Origin of the sequence: Rhodohalobacter sp. 614A, assembly GCF_021462415.1 — a bacterium.
In the GTDB taxonomy this organism is placed as follows: domain Bacteria; phylum Bacteroidota; class Rhodothermia; order Balneolales; family Balneolaceae; genus Rhodohalobacter.
In genome coordinates this window covers 488,175-509,430 of sequence record NZ_JAKEDS010000001.1, presented here as the reverse complement: position 1 = coordinate 509,430, position 21,256 = coordinate 488,175, and the positions used below count along the sequence as shown (strand labels likewise).

At 43.6% G+C, this 21,256-nt stretch carries 16 protein-coding genes and 1 pseudogene; 12 read left to right on the top strand and 5 right to left on the bottom strand.

The features are described from left to right. Positions 1-56 precede the first annotated feature (56 nt). From L0B18_RS01955 to L0B18_RS01930, 6 genes and pseudogenes are all read left to right on the top strand, one after another. Positions 57-1,994 (top strand): ATP-binding protein, encoded by a 1,938-nt coding sequence (locus L0B18_RS01955; protein ID WP_234567460.1) that lies wholly within the window; start codon positions 57-59, stop codon positions 1,992-1,994. Between the two features lie 148 nt (positions 1,995-2,142). Continuing rightward, positions 2,143-2,715 (top strand): annotated as a pseudogene (locus tag L0B18_RS01950) (porin family protein); the annotation flags it as partial. Positions 2,716-2,981: 266 nt separating this feature from the next. Continuing rightward, the gene (locus L0B18_RS01945) at positions 2,982-5,081 is read left to right on the top strand and encodes an SH3 domain-containing protein (RefSeq protein ID WP_234567457.1); all 2,100 of its coding nucleotides are present in this window, start codon (positions 2,982-2,984) and stop codon (positions 5,079-5,081) included. 2 nt (positions 5,082-5,083) lie between these two features. Beyond that, positions 5,084-7,939, top strand: coding sequence for a hypothetical protein (locus tag L0B18_RS01940; RefSeq protein ID WP_234567455.1), 2,856 nt, complete (start codon positions 5,084-5,086; stop codon positions 7,937-7,939). A 99-nt stretch (positions 7,940-8,038) separates the two neighbouring features. Further along, complete coding sequence (locus L0B18_RS01935) at positions 8,039-8,665, top strand: hypothetical protein (protein WP_234567454.1); 627 nt, start codon at positions 8,039-8,041, stop codon at positions 8,663-8,665. An 84-nt stretch (positions 8,666-8,749) separates the two neighbouring features. Beyond that, entirely contained in the window at positions 8,750-9,382 is a 633-nt protein-coding gene (locus tag L0B18_RS01930; RefSeq protein WP_234567452.1) for a response regulator transcription factor, read from the top strand. 18 nt (positions 9,383-9,400) lie between these two features. Here the strand turns inward: L0B18_RS01930 and L0B18_RS01925 are convergent, their stop codons facing one another. Together L0B18_RS01925 and mnmE are read right to left on the bottom strand one after the other, a co-directional pair. Then, positions 9,401-11,857, bottom strand: coding sequence for a T9SS type A sorting domain-containing protein (locus L0B18_RS01925; RefSeq protein ID WP_234567450.1), 2,457 nt, complete (start codon positions 11,855-11,857; stop codon positions 9,401-9,403). Between the two features lie 337 nt (positions 11,858-12,194). Further along, a complete protein-coding gene (gene mnmE / locus L0B18_RS01920) occupies positions 12,195-13,574 on the bottom strand; it encodes a tRNA uridine-5-carboxymethylaminomethyl(34) synthesis GTPase MnmE (RefSeq protein ID WP_234567449.1) in 1,380 nt (459 codons plus the stop codon). A 302-nt stretch (positions 13,575-13,876) separates the two neighbouring features. On the opposite strand from mnmE, the gene L0B18_RS01915 reads away from it, so the two are divergent. Further along, positions 13,877-15,310 carry an amidohydrolase gene (locus L0B18_RS01915; protein WP_234567448.1) on the top strand — a complete coding sequence of 478 codons (1,434 nt, stop codon included), beginning with the start codon at positions 13,877-13,879 and terminating at the stop codon, positions 15,308-15,310. Positions 15,311-15,321: 11 nt separating this feature from the next. Here the strand turns inward: L0B18_RS01915 and pdxH are convergent, their stop codons facing one another. Then, the gene (pdxH, locus tag L0B18_RS01910; protein WP_370647521.1) at positions 15,322-15,942 is read right to left on the bottom strand and encodes a pyridoxamine 5'-phosphate oxidase; all 621 of its coding nucleotides are present in this window, start codon (positions 15,940-15,942) and stop codon (positions 15,322-15,324) included. A 99-nt stretch (positions 15,943-16,041) separates the two neighbouring features. After that, positions 16,042-16,410: a (2Fe-2S) ferredoxin domain-containing protein gene (locus tag L0B18_RS01905; protein ID WP_234567446.1), complete on the bottom strand. Its 369-nt coding sequence runs from the start codon at positions 16,408-16,410 to the stop codon at positions 16,042-16,044. Between the two features lie 278 nt (positions 16,411-16,688). Here L0B18_RS01905 and L0B18_RS01900 point away from each other — a divergent pair, with 278 nt between their 5' ends. The 5 genes from L0B18_RS01900 to L0B18_RS01880 all read left to right on the top strand — a co-directional run bounded on the left by L0B18_RS01900 (position 16,689) and on the right by L0B18_RS01880 (position 20,740). Continuing rightward, complete coding sequence (locus tag L0B18_RS01900) at positions 16,689-17,612, top strand: DUF1684 domain-containing protein (RefSeq protein WP_234567445.1); 924 nt, start codon at positions 16,689-16,691, stop codon at positions 17,610-17,612. Between the two features lie 249 nt (positions 17,613-17,861). Continuing rightward, on the top strand, positions 17,862-18,431 hold the full coding sequence (locus tag L0B18_RS01895) for an RNA polymerase sigma factor (protein WP_234567444.1): 570 nt from the start codon (positions 17,862-17,864) through the stop codon (positions 18,429-18,431). Beyond that, positions 18,418-18,873: a hypothetical protein gene (locus tag L0B18_RS01890; protein ID WP_234567443.1), complete on the top strand. Its 456-nt coding sequence runs from the start codon at positions 18,418-18,420 to the stop codon at positions 18,871-18,873. Before L0B18_RS01895 ends, L0B18_RS01890 begins: the two co-directional genes overlap by 14 nt. After that, positions 18,870-19,184, top strand: coding sequence for a YbjQ family protein (locus L0B18_RS01885; protein WP_234567442.1), 315 nt, complete (start codon positions 18,870-18,872; stop codon positions 19,182-19,184). The genes L0B18_RS01890 and L0B18_RS01885 overlap by 4 nt, the downstream gene beginning before the upstream one ends. 182 nt (positions 19,185-19,366) lie before the next feature. Then, on the top strand, positions 19,367-20,740 hold the full coding sequence (locus tag L0B18_RS01880; RefSeq protein ID WP_234567441.1) for a dipeptidase: 1,374 nt from the start codon (positions 19,367-19,369) through the stop codon (positions 20,738-20,740). A 97-nt stretch (positions 20,741-20,837) separates the two neighbouring features. Here L0B18_RS01880 and panD read toward each other — a convergent pair whose 3' ends face one another. Beyond that, the gene (gene panD, locus L0B18_RS01875) at positions 20,838-21,254 is read right to left on the bottom strand and encodes an aspartate 1-decarboxylase (protein ID WP_234567439.1); all 417 of its coding nucleotides are present in this window, start codon (positions 21,252-21,254) and stop codon (positions 20,838-20,840) included. Positions 21,255-21,256: the final 2 nt, after the last annotated feature.

Below are 21,256 nucleotides of genomic sequence, written 5' to 3'. Positions count from 1 at the left end.
GTTTCAAATCTATTATTTCTTAGATTTATGAATAAATCAATGAAAAATAGATAGGTTTGAGGTGGTTAACCACAATACTACTCGGGTGGCTTTGTATTCTTTTCTTTGATCGGCCTCCGGTCTACTCACAAATATCAGCGGCCGACAGTCTTCTTCAAGCCGTATCGGTAGAAGTAGATCAAAATGAGAAAGCCCATATCTATCTGCAATTAGCGCAACTTTCCATGGCTGCTGATCTTCCCAGGGCATTGGAATATGTAAACCAGTCTGTGGAACTTGCAGACGATGAAGTTTTACTCGGTGATATTTACGACCAAAAAGGAAGGCTCCATTTTGTATCTGGTGAACTGGATGAAGCATTAATCAATTTTCGTGATGCCAAAACCAGTAAAGAACGGGCAGGAGATACAGATCAGGCGGCACGCATCAATAATCGGGTCGGTGTAGTTTTATTGAGACAAAAAAAACACCAGGAGGCGCTGGAAGTTTTTCTGGAAAGTGCATCATTTTTTGAGGATAGTGGAGATGAAGTGAACCTTGCCATGAGCCACAATAATATGGCCGGGGTTTTTGCGGATATGGGGGATTACTCGAATGCCGTGCGCTATAATGAACTGGCATTACCGGTTTTCCAGGAAAATAATATTCAGCAATATGAGATAATCACCCTTACCAATCTTGCGGGACAGTATCTCCGGCTGAATAACTTTGAAGAATCGCTTGATTATAACCGTCAGGCAGAAATCATTGGGGATGAACTGCAGGATCAATATGCCCTTGGAATTGTCTATAACAACTTTGGACAGATTTATTTTGAACAAGGTGAGTTTGAGACGTCATTGGATTACTATAAAAAATCTCTGGCGGCAAAAGAAGCCATCGGAAATTATTCGAATATGGTTCCGATCTATAATAATCTGGGGCAAACATTAACAGAATTAGACCGGCCACAAGAAGCAATTCAATACCTGGAAAAAGGATTGCCGTTGTCCAATGGCGATGAACGGTGGCATGTAACCAGCAATCTTGCGAAAGCCTATTCTGTAGCCGGTCAGCCTGACTCAGCGGTTCACTATTTTGATGTTACACTTAGCCACCGCGACAGTATTTTTACGACTGACCGCCAGCGGGTTATTGATGAACTCCGCACCCAGTATGAATCTGAACGGCAGGAGCTGGAAATTGCACAGTTAGAGTCGAGTCAGCAGCAAAACCGGATGTTGCTGACGGGCTTATCCGGACTGTTTGTCGCTACACTGATCATCGGGTTTCTGGCTTTAAAAAACACTCGTAAGAAACGAATTATCGCCCAGCAAAATGAAAAGCTTGAGAAACAGCATGTGGAGAAGTTGCTGAAAGAACAAGAACTGATTGGCATTAATGCGATGCTGGAAGGCCAGGAAAAAGAGCGGGAGAAAATAGCCGAGGAATTGCACGACACCATAGGTAGTTCGCTCGCAACGCTCAAGCTATATATTGAAAGTCTGGATGATGGACGGAAAAAAGAGGATTATCATCAGCTTCATCAAAAAACAAGCCATCTTTTAGAAGAGACATATGATGAAGTGAGAAAAATAGCACACAGTAAAAGTGCCGGTGTTTTAATCAGGAAAGGTTTGGTTCCGGCTGTGGAATCGATGGCATCCAGAATTTCCGAAGCCCGGAAAATTGATATTCAGGTGATTGGAACCGGGCTGGAAGACAGGCTCGAAAATAGTGTGGAAATTTCCATTTTCAGAAGTATACAGGAGTTGCTTTCAAACGCTGTAAAGTATTCCAGGGCTTCGGAGATGGTGGTTCAGATGACCCAGCATGACGAGATGCTGAATATCATGGTTGAGGACAATGGAGTTGGATTCGATCCGGGAAAAGTCCAGTGGGGGCTGGGATATACCACCATTCAAAACCGTGTGGATGATTTCGGGGGAGACTTAACCATCGATTCTTCCCCCGGAAATGGAACCACTGTAATTTTAAATATCCCGGTCGATTAGAAACAAAATTTTCTCAAGGGATCTCAAATCTTTTTAGTAATATTATGTCGTTAACAGTTCAAGACCTGCCTGAGAAGAAAACCCCGATTTACAGATTAATGAATCATAAAGAGAATTAAATCTGATCAGAATTTCCATTCAAAATAATATGAATACCATGAAAAAGAGTCTCATTACTTTATTCGCTACAGTTTGCTTTCTGATGTCCGGAATTCTGGATTTGCATGCTCAGGGAGAATCCCGTATCGGATTAAAAGGTGGGACGGACTTGTACTCTTCCATAGCCAGTGTATCCTTTTTTGGGCTTTCAGTTGAAGAAACCTCGGACTCAAAATTCGGATTCGCTGCAGGAATTTTTGTGGAGAAACCATTTTCAGACCTGCTTTCAGCGCAGTTTGAAGCTCTATACATCCAAAAGGGAGGGAAGGATCATTTTTCAGGTACAGATTTTGATGTGGATGTTGAGGATGGGGAAGGAAAATTAACGCTATCATATCTCGATATTCCTGCCATGTTAAAATTAAATATACCCATCAAGTCAGAAAGTGTAAGTCCGTTTGTCTACGCGGGTGGTTTTGCCGGATATTTGCTTGATGCCACGGTCGGCACAGATGAAGGTTCTTTTGATGGGATTGAGATCAAGGATCTTTTAAATGACATTAACTATGGTTTTATCATGGGATTGGGGGCTAACTTCGGAGCCGTTTCGGTTGATTTGAGATATGACATTGGATTGGGAAATATTTTTGACAGTGAAGCTGAACTGTTTGAAGAACTCGAAGATGAATTGGGTGATAATGAAGAGTTTGGAGATCTGGAGGATCTGCTGGACAGCATTGAACTCACAACAAGCGGACTCCTCTTAACAATCGGTTACGCTTTCTGATAGAAATAAATACCTACAGTTAGGTATTTATTCTTTAGCGGCGGGTCTGTTCATTAAAGCAGAATTAAAAAGGTTGGGTACAAACTTTAAATCTGCTTTCGATGAGAAAAACAGTCATTGCCATTTTTTTATACTGTTGGCTGACTCCAACTCTTCTTGTAGCTGCAAACCAGGCAGAGCTCGAAGATATTTTATCTGATATTGAAGCCGTTCGGGCTGATGTTCAAAAAAATGCAGCTTCGTTTCTGCTTATTGCAAAGCAGATGAATGCTGGTGATGTAGCTGCATCCAATACCGAACAGTTTGTTCAAATTACAGATGTCACAGCAGAAGTTCGGGAGACGGATTTAGTGACCTCTCCCCTTCTTATGGAAGTTCTGGAAGGTGATGAATTTCCCCTTGTTGAGCAAAGAAATGAGTGGTATAGAATTAGTCTCAAAAATGGCCGCGAGGGATGGATTCATCGCGAAAACGGCGAAATCATTGAGAGAGAAGTAAATGAGCCGGTCTCAGGAAATGCATTATCTGTAGATCCACGCATCAGGCAGATGACCGATCATTTGTATGAACGTATTCAAAATCAATACCATCAGGCCCGCGAGCTGTTTACAGAATTTGATGAAGTCTTTGGTGGCCTTTCTTCCAGTGAACAGACAGAGGCTTCAACTGTTCATTCTGCATACCTGAATGAAAAAGAAAAAATCGAAACCTATTATGAGTATGCCGCTCATTACCACAGGAAATTATCACCGATGCGATCACCTGTTTTGGCACAATCTGGGGGCAATCAAATTGGTTATGAAGGTACGGCTTCGTTACGATTAGGCACTTCTTCTTATGAGTCGATGGAGGAGGAATCAACCACTTCAAGAAACCTGAATATGAACGGCAGTGTGATATTCAGCCCACAAACCCGGCTGAATGTAAATCTGAATCACAATAACGATGTGATTCAAACGCCATACACTTCAAATGATGTAAACCTGAACGTGCAACATCAAACAAACGGGGGTACACGGTTGCAGGGATCAGTCCTTTACAATTCTTTCAGTGATGCAAATTTCGAGCGAAACAATTTTCAGAATATGGGATTTGGCGCTAGGGTTGATCATCCTCTCAATCCACAAACAAGATTTTTCGGAGATGTTCAGGCAGATTCGAAAACATATGATGTTTCCGGGGGAAATGAATTTAAAGGAGCCAGGTTTAATACAGGGCTGAATTTCAACGGCTCGAAAACGCGGGCAAATATTGGGGTCAGGGGAAGAATTCAGGATAGTGAAATCAGTTTCCTGGATTATATGCGCATTATTCCCAGTGCAGGGGCAACGTGGTTGACCGGCAACGGCAGCTTTGGAATCAGGGCTGAAGCCGAGCAACTTACTTACGCTGCGGAAGCCGAAGGCAATAATTTCAATCGAGGGCGGCTGGACCTGGAATGGGCTGGAAATGTCCGTACAACATCACTCATTTTAATCGCCAAACAATTCCCGAATAACGAGGCTTTTGACAATTATAGAATTCGCCTGCGAAATCAGTGGAATAAATCATCCGGCGCAGGATTGGCTCGGACGGCCTTTTCTGTTCAGTATGTCTATCATCCACAGGAAGAAACACAACTCACAAACTATGTTGACCTCCGGTTAGACAGAAGCAGCAGTGGTAAAAAGGCGTATTTCAATTTGAATCTTTTTGGCCGCTATTGGGAAGAAACCGGCAGAGAGCATACTGTGGATTTGTTCAGCCGGTTTGGGTTCAAATTTTCACAATTCCAGGTCGGTCCGGCGATTGGCGCCCAGCTTTTGCTGAACCCCGATGATCTTCAAATAGAAAGAAACGGAAACAGTTTTCGGGCGGGGATTGACGGGCGGGTCAATACAGCCATTGAGAAAGCGACAATTTACGGTCATTTCCGATATCAAAAATCGCTGGTGTACAACAGCCAGATCGATATCGATACAAGCACCGGATTGGTGACAGAAGGTGATCTGGAAACACGAATGCCAACCACCATCCAGTTTAGCGCCGGTGTGCAGGTTCCGTTGATTGACGCATTGGATCTGAAGATTGATGCCAGCTACTACAATGTAGACCTGGACATTTCGGAAGATATCAGCATCAACCCGATTCAGAGCCGAAAAGGGCTACGGTTACTTGCGGGTGTGAGTTACAGGTTTAATCGGCAACAGTTTAAAAGATAATAATGATGAAATACAGAAAGGATCACTCCAGGGAATCAGAGGTGTGTGGCCAGACGATATTCTTTAAATATAGATTTCGGACACAGAAGCTTGTTCTGTTCATCATATTTATTCTGATCCAGATTTCATTAGAGGGTTTTATTCTTCAAAACCATTCATATGCACAAACCCCGGCAGAAGCAATGGAGGAAGCTAAACAGATCCTAAATGATTTTGGGGGCAGTCTGGGTGAAGTGAATAACCGAATTGAACAAACGGAACAGCGTTACAATCAATTTAGGGAATGTGTAACCGGCCAGGGCGATACAGGGCGTGAATGTCAGCAATATATCGACCTGTTGTATGCGTCTGTGGGAATTGAAGCCCATGAAGCCGTTATGGACGCAAAAATGACCATGGAAGAAATGCTTTATGAGTTTGAATCGAGTGGGGCATTTCAGATGCTTGGAAATGCAAAAAAGGGCTTTGGCACAGCAGCTACTATTGTAGGAAATGCTAAAAATGTGATTGACTTTGCTGATCAGTTTCAAAAATACAATCCGGAAGGTGCAAGGGGCGACCCCACACGAGGCTTACGCATGATTGGCGAGGCCATTGGTGAAGCCGCTGGAAAACTTCCATTTCCTATGAACACAATTTTTGAAGAATATGCCAAATCGGTGGAAGTAATCTCCGGGAAATTAGTTGAGCTCCAAGGAAAAATTGAGACAGCCCGCCAGGGGAATCTTGGCGGAGGTTTTAGTTCTTACGCGAACGCTAATATTTTTTTCGAAAACAATTTTGAAGGACAGGATGGTCGCTCTAATATCGACTATTTTGATGTTACCAGCCAGTTTTCTCTTCTTGGATCCAATGTTCAGGTTTTTCAAAATTTTGTCGGTACTGCAATGGACTTTTTCGTCTATGATCAAACTCTTGGCAGAAACAGGGGTTGGATCGCACCCCCCGTTTTTCAAACAGTTTATGATTATTTTGAGGCTCTTCCTTCTCAATTCAGAGGCGAAATTTCCGCCGGCTACCGGGCAGAACTTTTGGTATCACAGGCGAAGTCTAATCCCAACACATTTATTGAGCAAGCCAAACAAGACTACGGGAAACTAAGGGAGTCCGAAGGAAACCATCAGTATCAAGAGATACTTGAAGAAATGGAGCTTATGGACTTGTTGGATTCACTTCTATCGTACAGTGAGAATGCCTTTGTTGGTTTGTGGCTTTTTTCATCGGAAAAACGTAATGAAATACAGCGAGTCCTTGACGCAATAACGAACTACGTTTATGTAAATGGCACCGTTTTTCGCGATACGGATTCAGGCAGAGAAGCGGCACCAAATGAGCCGGTAGTTCTTGAAGTTGAAGAGGGAGGAACAGGTTATGCCACAACCGATGAGGAAGGAAATTATTTTGTACTAACCCGGGGACAGTTAAACTCACGTTTTACAATTCAGGCTGGCAGTGGAGAGGAAGCAGCCCATGATGAGAGTCGGTTTTATCAACCGGGATTTGATAATCTTTCCTTGATACTGAATAAAGTTGAAATCGAAGATCTGTTTAATCCCGTCAGCCTTACTATTTCCCCGAGTGAAGTTACCCTGGAAATAGGAGAGATGAGAGATTTTTCAGCAATAGCAATTTTTGAAGATGAATCATCGGCAAATGTTACCGGAATGGATGGTATTAACTGGACTCCTGCCAGTTCCTTCACAGCAACAGAAGCCGGTGAATTTCAGGTCAGCGTTACCTATATGGGTTTCGAAGCCAGCGCTTCCATTACTGTTGAAGAAGAAGAAACGGTATGTAACGAACCCAGTGAAATTCTGGACAAAGAAACCGGAAGTTGTGCCTGTAATACCGAAGAAGGATACGAGCTTAGCGATTCGGGGAAATGTGTAAATATCGATGAGGCAATTGACGAGCTTACAGAAACGGGTGATGAGCTCTGTGATGAGGAAGCACTTGCAGCCAGCCTTGCACGGCTCGATGAACTCGTGGCAACCGGCAATCAGATGGCAGCCGGTTTTCGGGCTAACCTCAATAAGTTCATGAAAGAGGTCAATGACCAAAATTCAAATCCATGTGAAAATAATATCATCGCGGCGGCTTATGCCGGGGCTAAGGAATCTCTGGCCCAGTACGAACTTCTTGTTGATGAAGCCACAGGTTTAGGTACCGACCTGATTCTTGAAGCTGGAATTTGCCCATTGGAAGAAATTTCGCTGGATATCAATAGCATCCTTCAAAAAATATCTCAGCTTGGTCCGCCCCTTAACGACATCAGAGATGGCCTGGTTATGATGGAGAATCAACTTCAAACATTTGGCTGTGACGAACAGGAAGTTGCCGATCAGGGTGATACGATTGCTGAACGAGACGACCCCGAAATTACACAGGCGGGCGGAACCGGCGCTACCGAAACATGCGGTGATGGAATTGATAACGATGGTGACGGACTGATTGATGAAGGATGCGAAAGTGCCGGCAATTTCAACGTTATTATTGTTTTATATGATTCAGGAAGTGCCGCGGATGATATTTTTGGACTCTCCGTCTCCGGGCAGGGAAATCTGGGAACTACACCTGAAGGCGGCTCCAGAACGTACCCTTTACGGCTTTCTCCGGGATCGTACATAGCTACCGTAACCGTCATCAGTGCCCCCGATGATACCGGAACGTATACTATTCGAATTCTGGAAGGCGACCAACAGGTCGGGGGTAGAACCGGAGGGCCTGAACAAGGTTCTGTGATAGATGTTCCATTTACAATTGGGGGAAATACAGAAGCTTCTGCCGAAACAGAATCCATCCTGCCAAGGATGATGAATTTTATGCGGCAGATTGATCAGGGAGAAGGAGGAAATTAAAAAAGATACCTACCGGTAGGTATTGTTGATGTGAAAATGAATGGCGTTCATCCATAGTAAGTACAAGTTCAAACTATCAAATGGAAAGCGGGGACATAAATGATTACAAAAAGAAAAACAATCCTTCTACTAAGTATTCCTCTCATGTTATTTGTGGGCGGAGCAGAATGTGACGACCAGTGCACCAAATGTGAAGAAGCAATAGATCACATGGCAGAGAAAATTGAAAGCCAATTTTGCAATCCCACTACCATGCAAAAAGCCTGGGATGGAATTCGGGAAGAGTGCGACCATTTTGATTCCGCCGTGGGGCTTATGGCTGAAACTTGTTCAACAGGATTTTTGCAGGTTCCAAGTTGTAGCGTGCCCAGTACAAATCTTAAAACAGCTGCAATTGCAATAGATCTGAATACGGAATATCTGGATTTTGATTTTGATATCATTTTTCAATTTTCCAGTGATACGTTTCATTTTGTTAGTGATGATTTACTTGAGAATGAAACCACTGGCTTTTATACCCGCAGATTTGTGTTCGATGTAGATATTGTCGAAGGAGAGACTGTAGAAGTTATTGTTATGAACGTTGAAAAAGACGAGGAAATTGGAAGGGGATCCAGAGTTTTTACATTTGCCCGAAACTCGTATTGGTCAAGCAAGAGGGCTGTGGAAGTGAGTGCTCCAAATCCATATCATACAGAAGCTCGTGTCTTATTTAAAAGTTGGTGAGTGTATGAGGCATATTTGTTTTTCGTAAATTTACCTTTTGTTTTTTTATATAGTATGAAGAGTTGTAAAAGCAATCATTAAAACATGATAAAAGCTATAATAGCAGATGATCATCAGATGTTTATTGATGGGATCCAATCCATTCTGGAAAACGTCCGTGATATTTCTGTTGTAGCGGAGGCTAAAAACGGTCTGGACTTGATCAAAGCTGTAGAAAAAGTTTTGCCGGATATCGTTTTAACAGATATCCGCATGCCTGTGATGGATGGAATTGCTGCTACAAAATATCTCGGAGAAAACTGCCCACAGATACCCGTACTGGCACTCAGTATGTTCGACCAGGAAGAGGAAATTATCGAGATGCTAAAAGCGGGTGCATCTGGTTACATTATCAAAAAAGCAGGAAAAGAGGAGTTGGTAACGGCCATCAATAAACTCGTAAATCGAGGTAATTACTATAGCCCTTCCATTTCTGGAAAAGTGAATAAATGGCTCGAAAATCCTGATATGGTAGAGAACCAATCACCTCTGACAAAAAGAGAGCGGGAAATTCTGAGACTCATTGCAAATGGCAAAACCTCGCAACAGATCGCAAAAAGGCTAAAAATTAGTAAGTATACGGTTGATACTCACCGAAAAAACATCCACAAAAAACTGGATATAAAAACGAATACGGGACTTGTAAAATACATGATGGAGAATCTCCAGGACTCCTGAACTTTTTAAATCAAGAGTTTATTTTACGAGAGTCATTTTCCGGGTGGTTTCCAGGTTCTTGGTCTTCAGGCGATAGATATACACACCGCTGGCAAGATTACTGGCATTAAATCTTACCACATGGTATCCCCTTTCTCTCATGCCCCTGTCAATAATCGCCACACGGGTTCCGGACATATCAAAAATTTCGAGGGTTACATTGCTCTCTTCCGAGAGGTAAAATCGAATGGTTGTAACCGGATTAAATGGGTTGGGGTAATTTTGGCGCAGTTCTGTTTGTTCGGGGAAAATCGGTTCCGGATCAGATCCCGGTTCAGGTTCGTCTAATATATCCGATCCTTTTCTTTTGATGAAGGTAAGGTGATAGACATTTGAGGCTTGTTTTTCTATCGTTTTTGAATTGGCTTTAACCGTCCACATCATTGGAAGATCAGAATCGAAGGTTATGGAGGCATCCCCCAAAATGTTGATGATTTCCCGATAAGATGTTGAGATTTCATTCAGATTGCCTGCCGAAATAGAAGCAATTGGATTTGAAAAATCACCGCTGGACCTGTCCAGCATCCATGTATATTCGATCTCAAGCAAAGTCTCAGGTTGATCCCAACTAAAGGTCAGCAATTCATCCGGATCGGTTTCGATTGAAAATTGAGACGAATCCTCGGGAGTGGTTACAAGGAAATCACCAATATACCCGTTGTTAAAAAAGGGTTCTGCGGAAGCCACATTCGAGTAAGCTGATTTTCCGTTCGAATCCTCAGCCCGAACCCGATAATGATACACGTATTCTACAACCGTTTTATCCGTGTATGAGGAATCGTTGTCTTCACTTATATCAATTTGGTCAAATGTTACTCCACCGTCGTTTGATCGTTCAACGATAAAGCGCGTATCCTTCACAGAAGAATGCAACCAGCTCAGGCTCAACTGATTTACCTCTTCATTTGAAACCGTAAGTCTTGCGGGGGCGTCTGGTGGAACGCCGTACTGCAAACGTTCTTCGAGCTGGGCTTCGTAAAGTGATTGAGGAAAAGCATCCGAATTGGTTCTTTCTATGAATCCTGTAGGATGATGAAAAAGGCCATCGCCGTTTACGGTCCCTTTATTGCCTATTCCATAATTTTGTGCGGTTGGTGGTTTTTGAATGTAGATGTATTGACCGCCGGAATCTACATTCCATGCTACGGAATGAACGGCTCCCCATCCATGAGAGGTACCGATATCGCCCCGATTATACAAACCAAGAACAAGGTACGTTTGGGGATTTTCAAATGTGATATTGTCGTAAAGAAGCCCCTGGCTCCAGCGTTGGTGGCCTTCGGAGGCATTTAGCGCTCCTATTGATCGGCTGTTCAAAAAAACAATTCCCGAAGCAACGCTTGTTCCGTTTGATACAAAAGAACGACGTGCATTACTTGAGGTTACATTTTCGAAAAGAATACTATTAGAAAAAAGTGATGCCTGAAAATTGTAGCGGCGCTCACCGGTCAGAGTAGAGTGAGGTTCAAGAGCTTTTGAATCCCGGACGGTTATATTTTTTGAGTTTCTTGTTCCAAACCCTGATACGCTAAAGTGCATGGTTGTAACGTGGCGGGCCCATCCGTTTTCTACACCTTCAAACATTACGGCATTATCAGCATGTTCTTCAGAGTCGGGACCGGAAGTACTAATTTCTATTCGCAGGTATTCAACTCCAACTTCGGTCACAATTTGATCGCGCAACACTTTATAGACGCGTGTGGTCGCCAAACTTCGGTCAAAATGGTTATATATCGGGACGTCTATAGATATCGTATTACCCAATTTACCGGTAACAACCCGGTTGTAGTAAATTTCAATATAGCCCGGTTCCCACGGCGGTGCCGAAGCCGTGCCGCCGCCATTAATGGCATCCAGCCATTCTTGAGAACTGTGGTGACGAAGAATGATATTATCACCCACTTCATAGAAATCGGGATCCATTACTTCGAAATTGCGCGAACCGACAGGTACAAACTCCGAGATTATTTCTGAGTTGGTCCCCATCTCGTCTCGGTACCAGCTTGCTTCTGTATTGCCAATCGTGAGAACCGTACCCCGTACCTGTTTCGATACTTTTAGGATGGTATTTTCAGAAGGATCAGATCCCGAACCGGAACCCCGCAACACGACGCCATCCCATCCAAGGTTAATATTGTCGTTAATTTCGTAAACCCCCGGTTTGAGTAACACCGCACCCCGATGTCCATTAGCATCTTTTGGCATTTGGCCAACATCACGCAGAGCTTTCTGAATACGTGCGGTGTCATCACCTGTCTGTGGGGGAAGAGTAATTCGTACAGGTGGATATGGGATCGGAACACCACCTCCCCAATAACCGGAATGGCTAAAATCCGGTATTCGGTTTCCTTCCTGATCGGAAATATATGTAAGTCTTCCATCACTCTCGAAGAGAATGGACGAAGCCTGTTGTGCCTGAACAGGCAAAACTGTCAAAAGAATAAAGACAATCGAACAACAGGATAGAAACCCGAAAAATTTGATATATCGACTCCTTTTCATTCCCCCAAGTCTACATCAATTAGCAAAAAAGAAACCTATAATAGTTATTTTTTATTAAAACAGTTTAACTTTTTAATAAAAAATTAATCCAAAGCTAAGTATGAAAGTAATATAGAAATTATAGTGTGAAGATAATCGATTCCTGACGAATGCGAAACAATCTATAGTAGGTACAAAGGTATGAATTTTCTTGGTTTACTCTCATATTTTTGTAGAATTTTTCAAAAAAGAAGTCATTTTTTGATCTGAATCGTGCAGTACTTATTTCAGATTACTTACCAATACAAAACCGCGAAAAGATCGAATCCAACAAATCCTCGGTAGTAATTTCCCCGGTAATGGTACCAAGCTCTTTTAGAGCAGCCCGCAGATCAATGGCCAACAAATCACCGGTCATGCCGCTTTCGAGAGCCCGGATGGCTCGCTGAACATTTTCCCGTGCTTTTTGAAGGCTGTCGCGGTGACGGGAAGATGTGACCAACAGGCTCGACGTGTCATAATCTTTATTCTCGAGTGCCCGCTGTTTCATCTCTTTTTTAAGCAATTCGATGTTTTCGCCGTCTAATGCAGAAATTTTCAAGTCGTAGTGGATACGTTCTTCCTGGCTTTTTCGTTCTACATCCATCTTGTTTCCAACCAAAAGAAACGGCGTTTTAGATGCCCGTTTTTGAAACGCCGCAATTTCTTCCCTCTCATCCGGATTCATTGGTTTTGAAAGATCTTTCAGGTACACCACAAGATCGGCTTGCTCAAATGCTTTTTGGGATCGTTTGACTCCCTCCGCCTCAATGACATCTTCGGTCTCGCGAAGTCCTGCGGTATCAATCAGTTTGAAGAGAAGTCCGTCATAACTCCAGTCGGCATCAATCGTATCACGCGTGGTTCCCGCGATATCCGTCACAATCGCCCGCTCGGTTCCAACGAGAGTATTCAGAAGCGTGGATTTTCCGGCATTTGGCCGACCGATAAACACAGTTTTTACGCCATCTTTCACAAGCCGCCCGGTTTCGTACGTGTCCAGCAGATTGCCAATCTCAGCATCCAACTCCGCCAACAATTCACGAAGCTGTTCTTTGTTGGCAAATTCGACATCTTCTTCAATAAAGTCGAGTTCCAGTTCCACCATTGCTGTGGCGTCAATAATTTGCTGGCGAAATTTTTTGATATGCTTTCCAAGCTGACCATCTAGTTGTTGGTGAGCCGCATCCACAGCTTTGATGCTTTTGGCATGGATTAAATCGGCCACGGCCTCAGCCTGACTGAGTTCCAGCTTCCCGTTTAAAAAAGCGCGCTGAGTAAATTCGCCAGGTTCTGCGGACCGAACACCCTGTGCGAGAATGGTTTCCAAAACGGCTTGTGTAATCAAAACTCCGCCATGGCAGGATATTTCTACAGTATCTTCTCCTGTGTATGATTTTGGGCTGCGGAAAACGGTCGCCAGAACTTCATCCACGACATGTCCCTTTTTGTTGATGATTTTTCCGAAATGGACCGTGTGGGAATCAACTTCTGCAAGGTTCTTGCCTTTAAAACACTGAGTTACTTTCTCAATCGCATTTTTCCCGGAGACCCGAATGACAGCAATTCCACCCTCTCCAACCGGAGTGGCGATGGCAGCGATTGCAGGATTTGGTATGATTACATCGGACATGTTTTTCAAAAAATTCACTTAAATATAACTTTAGGAAAGCGAATATATTTCGAGTTCGCTCCGCTCCATATGACGTCAGTTTGAGCGCCCCAAAGGGATTCCTTTGGGGCAATAAAGAGGAACGACGATTGAAATCGAAAACAACCCGCTTTTGTAAAGTTTCATAAATATAAAGGGAAAAACAGAGGATGAATAATATCTACGTGTTGATTTCAAACATTTGCAAACAACCTACCTTCTTTGGGCGAGATTTGGTATATACAAACATCATTTCATTTCATCTCATCCAAACCAAAACATCTATGAGAACTCTGCTCCTTTTGATATTGGCGTTGGTCGTTCAACCTGTATTCGGCCAAACCATCAACAATGAAAATAAACAGGCTGTTATTCAATCGATAGAAGATCAATCCGATGCATTGACTAACCTGAGTGATCGCATATGGGAATACGCCGAAATTGCATTCAAGGAAAGCCAGTCTTCTGAAGCGTTGGCTGCTTATGCTGAAGAACAGGGTTTTCGTGTGACTCGCGGTGTCGGTGAAATTCCTACCGCTTTTACAGCAGAATATGGAAGCGGAAAACCGGTGATCGGAATTTTGGGCGAATTTGATGCCCTTCCCGGATTATCGCAAAAAACTGTTCCGCACAAAGAGCCGATGATTGAAGGCGAGCCGGGCCATGGATGCGGACATAACTTGTTTGGAGTTGCATCATTGGGAGCGGCTGCCAGCATTAAAGAACTGATTGAAAGCGGCGAGTTTGAAGGCACAATCCGGTTTTACGGTACACCCGCCGAGGAGAAGTTTTTTGGGAAATTATGGATGATCCGCGCGGGTCTGTTTGATGATGTGGATGTGGTGATGGATTGGCATCCCGGTGATGAAACGGAGGCCGATGTGCAAAGCAGTTTGGCTTTAGTTGATTTTCTTGTTGAATATTATGGCCAGGCGGCCCACGCATCCGGGGATCCGTGGAATGGGCGAAGTGCCTCTGATGCGCTTGAGCTTTATACGGACGGAATCAATATGTACCGCGAGCATATCAAGCCGACGGTTCGGATTCATTATCACATTCAGGATGCGGGAAAAGTTGTCAACGTGGTTCCGGATTATTCAAAAATATGGACCCGGGTTCGGGATACCCGGCGCGAAGGCATGCAGGAAGTGTGGAATCAGGTAGAGAAAATTGCCGAAGGTGCGGCGATGATGGCGAACGTAGATTACAAAATCACCTTGATTTCGGGCATTCATGAAGTTCTGCCAAACCGAACGGGCGGCGCTGCACTTCAAAAGAATTTGGAAGCTCTCGGTACAATTAATTATTCGAAGGAGGAGGAAGATTTTGCAAAACAGATTCAGCAGGCAACGAACAGCGATACGGTTGGAATCGACATGCAAATCAATCCGTTGAAAGAGACGGCCGAACACCCGATGGGAGGTTCAACCGATGTGGGCGATGTGAGTTTTGTGGCTCCCACTATTCGCCTTGGTGTTACAACCGCTCCAAAAGGTACACCGTGGCATTCATGGGCGGTAGTGGCGACCGGCGGGATGTCTATCGGGCACAAGGGAATGGTTTACGCTTCCAAAGCTTTGGCAATGACAATGGTGGATCTGTTTGAAAATCCCGAGTTGATAAGCGACGTGAAAGCCGAATTTGATGAGCGAAAAGGAGATTATGTGTATGAAGGAATGATTCCGCCCGGTCCACCGCCATTGGATTTTGAGCAGTAGACAATTGATAATTATGGACCGAGCCGCATAATTTTCCACTCATTATCCTCAAGCGAATAACAAATCCGGTCGTGTAACCGGTTCAGCCGTCCCTGCCAGAATTCAATTCGGTGGGGGACAATTAAAAAACCGCCCCAATGTGGTGGACGGGGAATGTCATCTCCAAATTTCTTCTCGAGCTCTTTCATTTTCTTTTCAAGGGCTGCACGGGATTCCACTTCCTCGCTCTGGTTGGAAGCCCACGCACTTAGCTGGCTGCGAATCGGCCGGGATTTAAAATATTCATCTGATTGTGCTTCAGAAGTTTTTTGAGCAGTTCCTTCTATATGAACCTGTCTCATCAAATCGGCCCAGTAAAAAGTGATTGAAACTTTCGGATTGTTCTGGAGATGCCGGCCTTTCCGGCTGTGGTAATTTGTGTAGAAAACGAAGCCGTTTTCATCAACACCTTTGAGTAATACGGTTCGGGATGACGGTTGTCCATCTTCGCCAACTGTTGTAAGAGTCATGGCATTGGCATCGAAAGAGACGTGTTCCAAGGCTTCATCAAACCATTTTGAAAATTGTTCAAACGGATTGGGATTTACATTTTTCTTGTCGAGCAGGGCTCCTTCGTATTCCCGGCGGATCATAGAGATAGCTTTTTTAGGATCCGGAATCTCGTCCTTTGCAGGAAGCCACCGTTTAATAAATCTCGGAATTTTTGCCATGCTTTGATTACTTAAATTTGATCACTCCTCTGAAAGTAACGGATTTTCCGCAAAGAGATAATCCTCAACTGGTTCCCCTCCAATCAAATGCTCCTGGATGATTCGCTCCAAAACGTCCGGTGTACAGGAGTGGTACCACACACCCTCGGGATAAACAACCGCGATGGGCCCTTTTTTACATACACGCAGACAATTAGCTTTGGTTCGAAAAACGCCGCCCTGTTGATCGAGGTTTAATTCTTTCAGCCGTTTTTTTAAAAAATCCCACGATTTCAAGCCAATTTCTTTTTTGCAGCATTTTGGTTTGGTTTGATCCGCACACAAAAAAATGTGGCGTTTGATGGTGGGAATGTGAAGCTCTTTGGCCTTTTTTCGAACTTTTTTGTTCATGGATGAAGGTTATAATTAGAAAAATGAAGATGAAAGATAATGTGAATTTTGGTCAAATCGAGAAATGAATGATTCTATACCCAAATACAATTTGAAGCGTTAAGGCATACAAAATAATCAACGTTCTTTTTCCGTAATCATTGATTTCATTCAATAAAGAATTAATCACAATGGAGCCTTTCAAACTCTTTATCTTCCAGTGTTGAGGTTTTTCAAAATATGATGTTTTAAGTCCGCCTTATCCTTTATCTTTTAAGTTTTAAACACAACGTGTTCTCATGATTCGATTCATTGCAGTATTTGCAATTACAATTCTAATATTTTTAAACGGGTGCAAAAAAATAGATTTGGGTCCGGCGAGGGTTTCTGAAAATTATGTGCAGGAAGTTGAGGCCTGGAAACAGGATCGTGTCGAAAGCCTGAAGTCACCCACCGGATGGTTGCGTCTTGCCGGAATGTTTTGGCTGGATGAAGGAGAAAACAGCTTTGGAAGCGGAGGCGAACAGGATATTCAATTTCCCGACGGGACAATCCCCGATGATGCCGGAACGCTGATATATGAAGATGGAAAAGTGACTTTAAACGTGGCGGAAGGGGTAACTATTAGCCATGAGGGAGAGCCGGTTTCAGAAATGGTATTGTATGATGGAGAAAATCAAGACACGCCCCATGTTGAACATGAAGATCTGGAGTGGTTTATTATCGTCCGGCAAAATCTGGTTGGAATTCGCCTCTTCAATAAAGAAAATGAAAAAGTGGATAATTTTACGGGCTTTGAGTCCTATCCTATTGATGAAAATTGGAATCGGAGAGCACGCTTCATTCCTAAGCCGGAAGGCAGTACCATGCAGATCGTAAATGTGTTGGGGCAGCAGGTAGATATTGCTTCACCAGGAACCCTGGAGTTTAGTATTGACGGGGAAATTTTTACGCTGGATGCCATCGAAAGTGGCGACAACATGTTTATGATTGTGGGTGATCTGACCAATAAAACCGAAACGTACCAGGCCGGCCGGTATATTTATGTGGAGTTCCCTCCGGAAGGCAGTCATTACACTAATATTGATTTCAACAAGATTTATAATCCGCCTTGCGCCTACAATACGTTTACAACCTGCGAGCTTCCGCCGCCTCAAAATCAATTGGAAGTAGAAATTACCGCTGGCGAAAAACGTGCGAAGAATTGGCAGGGCCTTCATTAGTCAAACTTGATTTAATTTTCCTTTTTTAGAAGGGCGTGATCAGTGAATCTGTTTGCTGACCGGGAAGAAAATGGTTTGGGAACATAGATTGCTTACCTGTTTGAATGGATGATTGTGGACAATCTGCACATCATTCATAAAAAGAGTACTTTTTGAAAAGAGGGATTTTAAGCTCTTTAAAAAAATCTCAGAGAAAAAAATGAATAAAATCCCGGGCCTGGTGTAAGATTGGTAAACAAACATTGCACGGTGAATAATCGCATTCATATTGAAACGGATTTGGTAGAGCGGGTGAAACGAGGGGATGCCGGCGCATTCCAGCAGCTTGTCGATCAATTAATGAAACCGGCATATTTCCACGCTCTGGCTATTCTCAGGAATCATGAAGATGCGGTTGAAATTTCGCAGGAAACCTTTATTAAGGTCTGGAAAGCACGAAAAAGTATTAATACCTCCCGGCCGTTATATCCTTGGTTTTACACGATTCTGAAGAACCTTTGCCTGAATCGAAACAGGGATGAATCCAGAAGAAAAGAAACGGCGGTGAGTCGGCTGGAATATTGGACGGAACCCAAAGGTGAGAATAATCCATCGAGAGATGTTTTGCGGGAAGAAGAAAATCGGCTGATTCAGCAAACCCTTTCCAAACTGGATGTGAACGACCGTGAAATTATCGTGATGAAAGATCTTGAAGGATATTCTTATAAGGAAATTGCAGAAATGCTCGGAATTCCTGTCGGTACCGTGATGTCTCGTTTATACACTGCAAGACAACGATTTAAAACTCACATGGAGGAGGCTGGTTATGAATACTCCTGAATCCGATCATATCCGAAACCTGATGATGGCTTCCATCGACGGAGAAAGTTCCCCGCAGGAAGAGAGCGAATTGAAAAAGATATTGCTCGAACAGCCGGAGTGGGCGGAAGAATACCATCAACTTAAAACCATGAAGGAAATGACTTCGCAAACAAAACTGAAAGAACCACAACCAGAATTGTGGGACAATTATAAACGCACAGTTTTTACGCGTGTGGAAAGAGGTATCGGTTGGATTCTCTTTACGGTTGGCGCTCTTGTTCTGCTTTTTTACGCCGCCTGGATGATGCTTTCATCTGTATTGACGGATCCCGGGCTGGCCTGGTGGCTGAAAGCCGCAATTGTATCCGTTGCGGCCGGGGTGATTATCCTGCTCGTATCTCTTCTGCGCGAAAAACTCTATCTCGATAAACATGAACGATATAAAGATGTAATACGATGATGATTCAAACTTCTTCCGAAATTCAGGGTAAGAAAATTGTAAAAACGATTGGGCTGGTGAGAGGCAATACCATTCGGGTTCGGCACATTGGCCGCGATATCTTAGCCGTTCTTAAAGGCATTATTGGCGGGGAAATTCAATCTTATACCAAAATGATGGCGGAAGCCCGCGAGCAGGCCATCGACCGGATGATTGATGAAGCCAGGTCACTCGGCGCAAATGCTGTTGTGGATGTTCGTTTTACAACGAGCTATATCATGACCAGCGCGGCCGAAATACTGGTTTATGGTACGGCTGTTGTAGTAGAGTGATTCGTTCCAAAGCGGAGTCGGTTTTTTTGCTTATGACTATATATTTCAAGCTGGTCAAACCAAACTCCCGGTTAGGCAATAGTGCCATCAATTCCTTACATTTTAAGGTTGAGTCTGAATAAAAAAATCAGGCTTTCAATCATCTGTAAAAATGAAAAAAGAATTGAATCCAGACTTTGGAAATGAAGAGTATACAGGAATATATAGACGCTAACGAGGAAAAATATAAAGAAGAACTTTTCGAGCTGTTGCGCATTCCCAGCGTAAGCACGTCATCAAAAAATAAAGGAGATGTAAAAAAGGCCGCTGAATTTTTGGTCAACCAGTTTGAAGAAATCGGTTTGGATAAAGTAACTCTGCATGAAACGGAAGGCCATCCCATAGTAACTGCGGAGAAATGTCCGCATGACGATCGCCCCACGGTTTTGGTTTATGGCCATTATGATGTTCAACCTTCCGATCCCGATGAACTTTGGAAAACCCCGCCTTTCGAGCCGACTATAAAAGACGGCCGAGTGTATGCCCGGGGTTCCAGTGATGACAAGGGCCAATCTTTCACTCACATAAAATCTGTAGAAGCTTACATGAAAACCGGTACGGAATTACCGGTAAATGTGAAATTTATCCTGGAGGGAGAAGAAGAAATCGGTTCGCCACACCTGATACCTTTTATAAACGATCACAAAGATCTGCTTTCCTGCGATATGGTTTTGATTTCGGATACGGCCATGTTTGGAGAAGATCAGCCATCCATCACGTATGGTTTGCGCGGACTGGCTTATATGGAAATAAAAGTGACGGGGCCAAATCGTGATCTGCATTCAGGTGTTTATGGTGGAGGAGTGGAAAACCCGGCAAATCTCTTGTGTGAAATTATTGCGAAACTAAAAGATGAAGATGGCCGAATTCAAATTCCCGGATTTTATGATGATGTTGAACCGCTGACCGAAGAGCAACGAACCGCCATTCATGAATTGCCCTTTGATGAAGAAGCATTCAAAAAAAATCTGGAGCTGAAAGAAGTTCACGGAGAAAAGGGATACAATACCCACGAGAGGACGACGGCTCGTCCATCGTTAGATGTAAATGGATTGTGGGGCGGTTACCAGGGAGAAGGCGCCAAGACGGTTCTGCCGGGAGAAGCTCACGCAAAAGTAAGCATGCGGCTTGTGCCAAATCAGGATCCCAAGAAGATCGCGAAGCTGTTTAAGGAATACGTTGAATCTATCGTGCCGGACACGGTTGTGGTTGATGTGATGGAACATCACGGCGGACATCCGGTTGTTATCGATTTGGATTTTTACGGGTTGAAAGCAGCAGCAAAAGCATTTGAGGATGTCTATGAAAAAGAAGTGCTTTTTTCCAGGGAAGGCGGATCCATTCCCATTGTAGCCGACTTCAAAAAAGTGCTTGGCGTGAATTCTATTTTGATGGGTTTTGGATTGACGAAAGACGCCCTTCACTCCCCCAACGAAAGTTTCTCTTTGAAGGATTTTCACCGGGGAATTAAAACTTCAGCCAGATTTTTTGAAGTGCTTCCCGATTTTGTGGAGTAGAGATTCATTCATCCGATGGTCCGGTTTTAAACCATTTCCAATAAAAAAGCCCGATTCGAATTTTCGAATCGGGCTTTTTTTTCGATCTAAACAATAACTAGTTCGAAGGTTCCATCAGGCCGCTTTCAAGATCAAAAGACCGGCCCTGAACAGATTGTTCAAGAATTTTTTGAGGATTGTTATTTTCGTCTACTACAACCACGGTTGGTTTGTGTTGTTTGGCTTCTTCCGGTTCCATTTCTGCGAAAGAGATCACAATGATACGGTCATTCACCTGAGTCAGGCGGGCTGCTGCGCCATTCATGCAACAAACACGGCTTCCTCTTTCTCCGGGAATGGTATATGTTTCCAATCTCGAGCCATTAGTAATATTTACCACAGAGACTTTTTCATAAGGGAGAATATTGGCCATATCCAAAAGGTCTTCATCAATCGTGATGCTGCCCTCGTACATGAGATTGGCTTCCGTCACCCTCATCTGGTGTAGTTTGGATTTAAACATCGAAAGTTTCATAT